At 44.2% G+C, this 6,969-nt stretch carries 10 protein-coding genes; 6 read left to right on the forward strand and 4 right to left on the reverse strand.

Going from position 1 to position 6,969, the window contains the following annotated elements:
* Positions 1–267: 267 nt before the first annotated feature.
* The 3 genes from AB4375_RS10650 to AB4375_RS10660 form a co-directional block, all read right to left on the reverse strand.
* A complete protein-coding gene (locus AB4375_RS10650) occupies positions 268–1,401 on the reverse strand; it encodes a flagellin (RefSeq protein ID WP_372051551.1) in 1,134 nt (377 codons plus the stop codon).
* Positions 1,402–1,522: 121 nt separating this feature from the next.
* A complete protein-coding gene (locus AB4375_RS10655) occupies positions 1,523–2,446 on the reverse strand; it encodes a Dyp-type peroxidase (RefSeq protein ID WP_371724310.1) in 924 nt (307 codons plus the stop codon).
* A gap of 65 nt (positions 2,447–2,511) precedes the next feature.
* The gene (locus AB4375_RS10660) at positions 2,512–2,973 is read right to left on the reverse strand and encodes a DUF2919 domain-containing protein (RefSeq protein ID WP_136982704.1); all 462 of its coding nucleotides are present in this window, start codon (positions 2,971–2,973) and stop codon (positions 2,512–2,514) included.
* A gap of 109 nt (positions 2,974–3,082) precedes the next feature.
* Here AB4375_RS10660 and AB4375_RS10665 point away from each other — a divergent pair, with 109 nt between their 5' ends.
* Positions 3,083–3,427 carry a DUF2956 domain-containing protein gene (locus AB4375_RS10665; protein ID WP_017060697.1) on the forward strand — a complete coding sequence of 115 codons (345 nt, stop codon included), beginning with the start codon at positions 3,083–3,085 and terminating at the stop codon, positions 3,425–3,427.
* Between the two features lie 12 nt (positions 3,428–3,439).
* On the forward strand, positions 3,440–3,772 hold the full coding sequence (locus AB4375_RS10670) for a DUF4156 domain-containing protein (protein WP_017070287.1): 333 nt from the start codon (positions 3,440–3,442) through the stop codon (positions 3,770–3,772).
* A gap of 68 nt (positions 3,773–3,840) precedes the next feature.
* Here the strand turns inward: AB4375_RS10670 and AB4375_RS10675 are convergent, their stop codons facing one another.
* On the reverse strand, positions 3,841–4,128 hold the full coding sequence (locus AB4375_RS10675) for a helix-turn-helix domain-containing protein (protein ID WP_004734273.1): 288 nt from the start codon (positions 4,126–4,128) through the stop codon (positions 3,841–3,843).
* Between the two features lie 205 nt (positions 4,129–4,333).
* On the opposite strand from AB4375_RS10675, the gene AB4375_RS10680 reads away from it, so the two are divergent.
* The 4 genes from AB4375_RS10680 (at position 4,334) to AB4375_RS10695 (ending at position 6,854) form a co-directional block, all read left to right on the forward strand.
* Positions 4,334–4,681, forward strand: a complete 348-nt coding sequence (locus tag AB4375_RS10680) for an ArsC family reductase (protein WP_017060699.1) — start codon at positions 4,334–4,336, stop codon at positions 4,679–4,681.
* 98 nt (positions 4,682–4,779) lie between these two features.
* Entirely contained in the window at positions 4,780–5,916 is a 1,137-nt protein-coding gene (dapE, locus tag AB4375_RS10685) for a succinyl-diaminopimelate desuccinylase (RefSeq protein ID WP_017060700.1), read from the forward strand.
* Positions 5,917–5,961: 45 nt separating this feature from the next.
* Positions 5,962–6,636 carry a M15 family metallopeptidase gene (locus AB4375_RS10690; RefSeq protein ID WP_372051552.1) on the forward strand — a complete coding sequence of 225 codons (675 nt, stop codon included), beginning with the start codon at positions 5,962–5,964 and terminating at the stop codon, positions 6,634–6,636.
* 8 nt (positions 6,637–6,644) lie between these two features.
* Positions 6,645–6,854: a DUF2897 family protein gene (locus AB4375_RS10695; protein ID WP_372051553.1), complete on the forward strand. Its 210-nt coding sequence runs from the start codon at positions 6,645–6,647 to the stop codon at positions 6,852–6,854.
* Positions 6,855–6,969: the final 115 nt, after the last annotated feature.

The following is a 6,969-nucleotide window of genomic DNA, read 5'->3' on the forward strand; positions in this document are numbered from 1 at the left end:
GCGGTTTCCGACGTCTCGGAAAACCAAGTAGTTATCTCTAAGTTACTTTTAATAACGGCGTGATTGGCGAAACCTTTAGGAAAAAAACAACAAATTTAAAGAAATAGCGGTAAAACAGAAGAAAGCGTGACTGGTCGTAAAATTATCAAAAAAAGATGAGAAAATCACTAAAGTTGCCGGGAAGTCAGTCGAGTGAGAAATTGTATTTTTATTCGCCAAAAAGCACCGACCAAGCTGAAATGCTTTTATAAGATTGTAGGTAATTCATTAACCTAATAACGTTAAAGCTAGATTCGGCGCTTGCTTGGCTTGAGCGAGTATCGTTGTACTCACTTGCTGCAGTATTTGTTGCTTGAGCATTTGAGTGGTTTCTTTGGCGTAGTCGGTATCTTTGATTCGACTGTTTGATGTCGCCAAATTCTCATGAACGTTTTCAAGATTGTTAATGGCATGATCAAAGCGGTTTTGCATTGCCCCTAATTCAGAGCGATGGCTATCGACATACTTCATCGCCGTATCCAAAATTGAGACGGCGCGCTGAGCACCACCCACATCCGTTACATTGATGTCATTAACTGACTCGTAATAGCCCGCTGACATCGAAAGCTCACTGGCTAATGAACCTGAAAAAGAGATGGTACCCGCGGTATCTTCACCTGACATATAAATCTGAAGTTGTCCGTCATCATTAACAGAAGCCGATAAGAGATCCGTTTGACCATTAATGTAAGTCGCCAACTCTTCGATATCATCGCCCGCTTTCGCATTAATGGTGATCTCTTGAGGCTGACCAAAACGATCCGTAAACGACATCGTCATATCATTCTGGTTTGATTTCACTGCCCATGAATCACTGGCCATGCCATTAGCAACGTAGCTAAAGCCTCCCATGTTGATGTCATCAGTACGCATACTTTTCAAACCAATCTGCACGGCTTCGCCCGAACTGCCACCAATCTGAAATGACGTACTACCAAAATTACCATTGAGAAGTTTTTTGCCACCAAAAGAAGTGGTCTCTGCAATACGATTCAGCTCATCGTTTAAGGCGGTAATCTCTTCTTGAATCGCCGTTCTTTCCGACTGGCTATTTGAACCGTTGCTTGCTTGTAGAGACAAGTCGCGCATGCGCTGCATGATATTGGTGGTTTCATTCATCGCGCCTTCAGCGGTTTGCATGATAGATATACCATCATTCGCATTACGCACAGCGACATCAATACCACTCATCTGCGCTTCCAAGCGGTTCGAAATTTGTAGCCCTGCAGCATCGTCTTTAGCGCTGTTAATACGACTCCCTGAAGCTAAGCGCTCCAAAGATTGGTTCAGCATGTTATTGGCATTAGAGAGGTTTCTCTGGGCCACCAGCGCTGAGACATTGGTATTAACAGTTATAGCCATAGACCTTCGCTTACAAAAAGAGGAATAAAACTCACGATTGCTCTTATATCGACCAATTCATATAAAGCTTTAATAAAAAAGGAGCCCTGAGGCTCCCTTTGTTTATTCTTTTTGAGACGACTTACTTAATCGTTAATGCACTCAACATCTCAGTTGAAGGAGCAAAGTAATACGCGCCAGTCACCGCTTTAGTAAAGCGAAGCAGTTGGTCTGTTTTGCCATCAGTTACGCCGTACATGCTCTCTAACATCGCATCGAAGTTATGACGAACGTTACAGTAAGCAATGAACAATAAGCCGTGGTCGCCCGTAGCAGTACCGTAAGGTAGACTGTGGCGAACAATCTTAAGCCCCTTGCCTTCTTCTTTGATATCCACACGGCCAACGTGAGACGCCGCAGGAACATCATCTAACTCAATTGAATCAGGTTTAGTTCGGCCAATCACTTTCTCTTGTGCCGATACATTCAAACGATTCCAAGCTGGCAGGTTATGCACAAAACGCTGCACCATTACATAACTACCACCAGCGAATTCACCCTCAGGCACAATAGCGACTTCAGCACGTTGTGCGTCTTTCGGGTTTTCAGTGCCATCAACAAAGTCTGTCATGTCACGAGAGTCTAGGAAGCGGTAACCATAAGTTTCATCAACCACTTCAACATCAGCTGCTACTTCAGATAGCAATTTACGCAAGATAAAGAAGTGCAGATCATGTCGGTTTGAATGACAGTGAATCAGAACATCAGACAGTGTGCTCGGCGCGGTGATATCACCTTCACCCAGCACAGGGAAGTCGATCAAATCAGCGGGCGCTGCTTGCTCGAACTTATCCCAAAAAGCTTTTGAGAACGCAACCGATGCCGTTAAGTTCGCATCAGGCTGAGTTTGGTTTAGTTCGTCGATTAGAGTCGGAAGCTTTTGAATTTCTGCTAGTACATTAGCAGTATTAGCGTTCACTTTAAGTTGAACGTAAAGCGCGAAAGGCCCAGCTTCAGGCAAAATAGCACTTTGAACGTTAGGCTGCTCATTTGAAACATTAAGCATAGATTATTCCTTCCAGTTTTAGCTTCTAAGTATAATTGTGAATGGGACAAATGTTTTGATGAGAATCAGTCTTCGTGCTCAACCACTTTAAAGCAATCCCTTGCAGCATGGCTATTGGTTAGGTAAAGCGCTAACCACAGCAGCAACAATAGGGTGATGCCATTTGACCAACGGAACCATCCGTTATCCAAATAGATTAAATAAATCGTATGGGAGCCCTGTGCCAAGATAGCCATCATGGTAACCCAACGTCCCCATGACACGACTTTGTTAAGGCGCTTTCTATCTGGCGATCTTAGCCCAAATAACCACATCAGCAGCAAACTAGGCACACTCAACGCGATCCCGACATAAAACATCTGATGGTCTGGGTAGATTATCTCAAGAATATCGGTTCCCGACTCTCGGCTTGCGCCTGCAACAATGAAAACGACCAAGGCTTTCGCAAGAAACAACCAACCTAGCCAGAGCAAGATTGGAGCTTTCAAAAAGCCGTGCTTGTCGTATTGTTCTATGGAGTACCGCACAAATCTCACTTTCACTTATTTTCAAACCAACACTTTAACGCAAATCATTCATACTTAACTAGCTTTGCGTTATCTTAGTAGCCAATCCGTTTTAATTGTCGAACTCAGTATGAAAAACAAAACTAATACGCCCTCTGTTGAATCTCAACAGGAAGCACTGAAGATAGCCAAAGCGACTCAAAAGCCAGCTCAAACCAAAGAACAAACTAAACTGATTGCTCAGGGTATCGAGAAAGGCATCGCACTGTACAAGAAACAGCAAAAAGAACGCAGCCGCCAAGCCGATAAAGCGAAGAAGCGCGTACAGAAAGAAAAACAGACTCAACAAGCTAATCAACACCAAGAAGACACGATCGAAACAAGTGTTGAAACACCATCAAATCACGCCACTAAACTGCCGTGGTTACTACTGTTCGCAAGCTGGGTAGGCTTCGCGATTTATTTGATGCAATAGCAGGGTAAACGTATGAAAAAGGAATTAGTCGCTTTGGCTATGAGTGGCATGTTACTCGGGTGTACCAAACCCACATCAACGCCTCATAGTAAAGCGGACAAGGTACAAATGGATTACCACGGCCTGATTAACATCGAGCAGTGTGAGTATAAAGGGGAAATCACTGGCAGCGAAGGTCATTGGTACAGCTACTTGTTCTTTCCCAATGACACCCTGATTCAAGGTGCGATGAATGAGCTTAAATCGAATGCCATTGAGCTAGGCGCAGACACCGTCATCTTTACCCTACCCCAATATTTCAGCACTTCCGTGACTATGCTTGGTACCGCCTACCTGTGCGAGTAAGCAACTAAAGCGGCATATCGATATGCTTTGATTTTATGACACCCAAAAGAAAGCCAGCTTTCGCTGGCTTATGCACTAAATCCAAGGCTTGTTGCTATATCGCCTTTACGCTGGATAACCCATTGACTGTCAAATGGCCCCCAGTCGGATAACTGGTAATAGCCATCATTATGACGTCGCCCATCTTGAACAAACATAAGTTCGATACCGATCCCCGGTAACGCCTTGAGTACATCTTGAATAGTACGACGAGGCCACCCCGTTTTTTCGATGAGTTTAGGCACATTTGGCCTATCAAGGCTTTCCACTAACAATGCTAAATATAGCCGCCTTGCAAAAACAGGACTCAACTCCATTGACACCTCCTATATATGTGCAGCTCAATTATTTCTTTTTTCGCTGACAACATGTTGAGGCTGATCAATAAGTCTCCAATAGTGACATTTTCTTACGCTTTTTTTTCACTCTATGAAATATTCATCACTCTATTTTGTCTGAGTTGCTGCTTCCTGATAGGATTCAACTCATAACAATGAAATAAAATCACTCAAAGGAAGAATAATGACTATCACCATGTTTGGTATCCCAAATTGCGACACCATTAAAAAAGCAAAGAAATGGCTCGAAGCTGAAGGTATCGAGTTCGAATTTCACGATTATCGCAAACAAGGCATCACAGAAGAGCTAGTAACAAGCTTCTGCTCTGAGCTAGGTTGGGAGCTTGTGCTAAACAAACGTGGTACGACTTATCGCCAACTTTCTCAAGAACAGAAAGACACCCTAACAGAAGAAAAAGCGGTGACTTTGCTTGTTGAACAACCTGCAATGATCAAGCGCCCAATCTTAAAAGTTGAGGGTAAGCTTCACATCGGATTTAAAGCCGACCAATACGCGGCTATTTTTGCTTAGATCGTTGTATTTACATAGACAGACAACAGGACGTTGATCAGTGAATCAGCGCCTAAAAATTAATGACTAGACGTTTTATTTAAACAAGGAATTCAAGGATGACAGATAGCCCAACTTTGGCTCTGGCAAAAGACCTAATCAGCCGTCAATCGGTAACACCAGAAGATGCAGGCTGCCAAGACCTGATGATTGAACGCTTAAAAGCACTCGGTTTTGAAATCGAAGTGATGGTATTTGAAGATACGACCAACTTCTGGGCTCGTCGTGGTACTGAAGCGCCTCTGTTTGCTTTTGCTGGTCACACTGATGTGGTACCTGCAGGCCCAATCGAACAGTGGAACACTAAGCCATTCGAACCGACTATCGTAGACGGTTTCCTACATGGCCGTGGCGCTGCTGATATGAAAGGCTCTCTGGCTTCAATGATTGTTGCCGTCGAGCAGTTCATTGCCAAACACCCAGACCACACAGGCTCAATTGGTTTCCTGATCACTTCAGATGAGGAAGGTCCTTTCATCAACGGTACTGTACGTGTTGTTGAAGCATTAATGGCGCGCGGTGAAAACATCGATATGTGTATCGTTGGTGAACCATCGAGCACTGAGTTCGTGGGTGATGTCGTGAAGAACGGCCGTCGTGGCTCTATCACTGGCGACCTAACGATTAAAGGCACACAAGGTCATGTTGCCTACCCTCACCTAGCAAACAACCCAGTACACAGCTCTCTGCTTGCTATTAATGAGCTAGCAACAACTGAGTGGGATAAAGGTAATGATTACTTCCCGCCAACCAGTTTCCAAATTCCAAATGTGAGTGCGGGTACTGGTGCTTCAAACGTGATCCCTGGTGAATTTAATGTTCAGTTTAACCTACGCTTTAGTACAGAGTTAAGCAACGACATCATCGTTGAGCGCATCACAACGACACTCGACAAGTATGATTTCGAATACGACCTAAGATGGACATTCAATGGCGACCCGTTCTTAACAGACGCAGGTTCACTGCTTGATGCTATTGTTGATGCAGTGGGTCACGTCAATGATGTGAAACCAGCACTGCTAACGACTGGCGGTACATCTGATGGTCGCTTTATTGCACGTATGGGCGGACAAGTGGTTGAACTAGGCCCTGTGAATGCAACGATTCACAAGGTTAACGAATGCGTGAAGGTAGCCGATTTAGAAAAGCTAACTGACATGTACGAAAGAACATTAGTGAACCTATTCGCTAAATAGTCTTTCATCAGCGATTCATAGCATCCAATTATTGAGAGACTCGTTATGACACCAGAGCAGCTTACCGGACAATCAGATTCTCATCTAGAGCCTAGCCTGATCGGCACCAAGACCTTCTTGGTCCACAGTGAGGTTAAGAATGACCTGAATAATTTGATTGAAGCTGCTCAGCTCGCTGGTTTTAAAACGGAGATTGCCAGTGGCTTTCGCGACTATGAAAGGCAATCTCTGATTTGGAACCGTAAGTTTTCTGGCGAAGCTCCGATATTAGATTCAGAAAGCCAACCTCTTGATGCTTCAAAACTGACCGAACAACAAAAGCTATCGGCTATCCTGAGATGGTCTGCGCTTCCCGGCGCGAGTCGTCATCATTGGGGTTGTGACTTCGATGTCTTTGCTCGTAACCACTTACCTGAAGGCATACATCTGCAATTAGAACCATGGGAATACCTTACTGGCCACCAGCAATCGTTTTACCAATGGCTATCAGTTCATGCTGCACAATTTGGTTTCTTCTTTCCTTACAGCCAAGATTTGGGTGGTGTGGCGATCGAACCATGGCATATCAGCCATCGCAAAGTATCGGAGTCGTGTTTATCACAGTTATCTCCGACTTTACTTGGCAAGCAACTCCAATCTAAGCCAGTATTAGGGTATGAGATTATTATGGAGCAGCTAGACGAGATCTATGCACGCTTCGTAGCGAATATCAGTCATTAGGAGCGCTTATGTTGGAGTGGCTTACAAACCCTTGGGTTATCATCATCATCGTAGTTAGCGTTGTTGTGGGTAACATCGCAGCGCTCAAACAGACAGCCAATATGGATCTGACGGGGCGTGGTAAAACTGAGCGAGATTTAGATAAGCTCAATCGCTCGGATAAACTTAACCAAGAGAAAGCTGAAAAAGAAGAATCCAAAGACAATAAAGACGAATAGCCTTTTGCTTTGGCTAATCAGCTTGATTGACCAATTTTGATTGACCAATGTAGCCTGATGACAACGAATACAATAAAAAAGAGGACACAGTGTGTCTAATGCCGATCAGTTAAAG

Source organism: Vibrio sp. 10N.261.51.C6 (assembly GCF_041471785.1).
GTDB classification, from domain to species: Bacteria; Pseudomonadota; Gammaproteobacteria; order Enterobacterales; family Vibrionaceae; genus Vibrio; species Vibrio crassostreae_C.

Excerpts from the sequence above, each read along its gene's own strand:
- AB4375_RS10690 (WP_372051552.1), top strand. The coding sequence starts at position 5,962 with ATGACACCAGAGCAGCTTACCGGACAATCAGATTCTCATCTAGAGCCT.
- AB4375_RS10650 (WP_372051551.1), bottom strand. The coding sequence starts at position 1,401 with ATGGCTATAACTGTTAATACCAATGTCTCAGCGCTGGTGGCCCAGAGA.
- AB4375_RS10655 (WP_371724310.1), bottom strand. The coding sequence starts at position 2,446 with ATGCTTAATGTTTCAAATGAGCAGCCTAACGTTCAAAGTGCTATTTTG.
- AB4375_RS10665 (WP_017060697.1), top strand. The coding sequence starts at position 3,083 with ATGAAAAACAAAACTAATACGCCCTCTGTTGAATCTCAACAGGAAGCA.
- AB4375_RS10680 (WP_017060699.1), top strand. The coding sequence starts at position 4,334 with ATGACTATCACCATGTTTGGTATCCCAAATTGCGACACCATTAAAAAA.
- AB4375_RS10695 (WP_372051553.1), top strand. The coding sequence starts at position 6,645 with ATGTTGGAGTGGCTTACAAACCCTTGGGTTATCATCATCATCGTAGTT.
- dapE (WP_017060700.1), top strand. The coding sequence starts at position 4,780 with ATGACAGATAGCCCAACTTTGGCTCTGGCAAAAGACCTAATCAGCCGT.
- AB4375_RS10675 (WP_004734273.1), bottom strand. The coding sequence starts at position 4,128 with ATGGAGTTGAGTCCTGTTTTTGCAAGGCGGCTATATTTAGCATTGTTA.
- AB4375_RS10670 (WP_017070287.1), top strand. The coding sequence starts at position 3,440 with ATGAAAAAGGAATTAGTCGCTTTGGCTATGAGTGGCATGTTACTCGGG.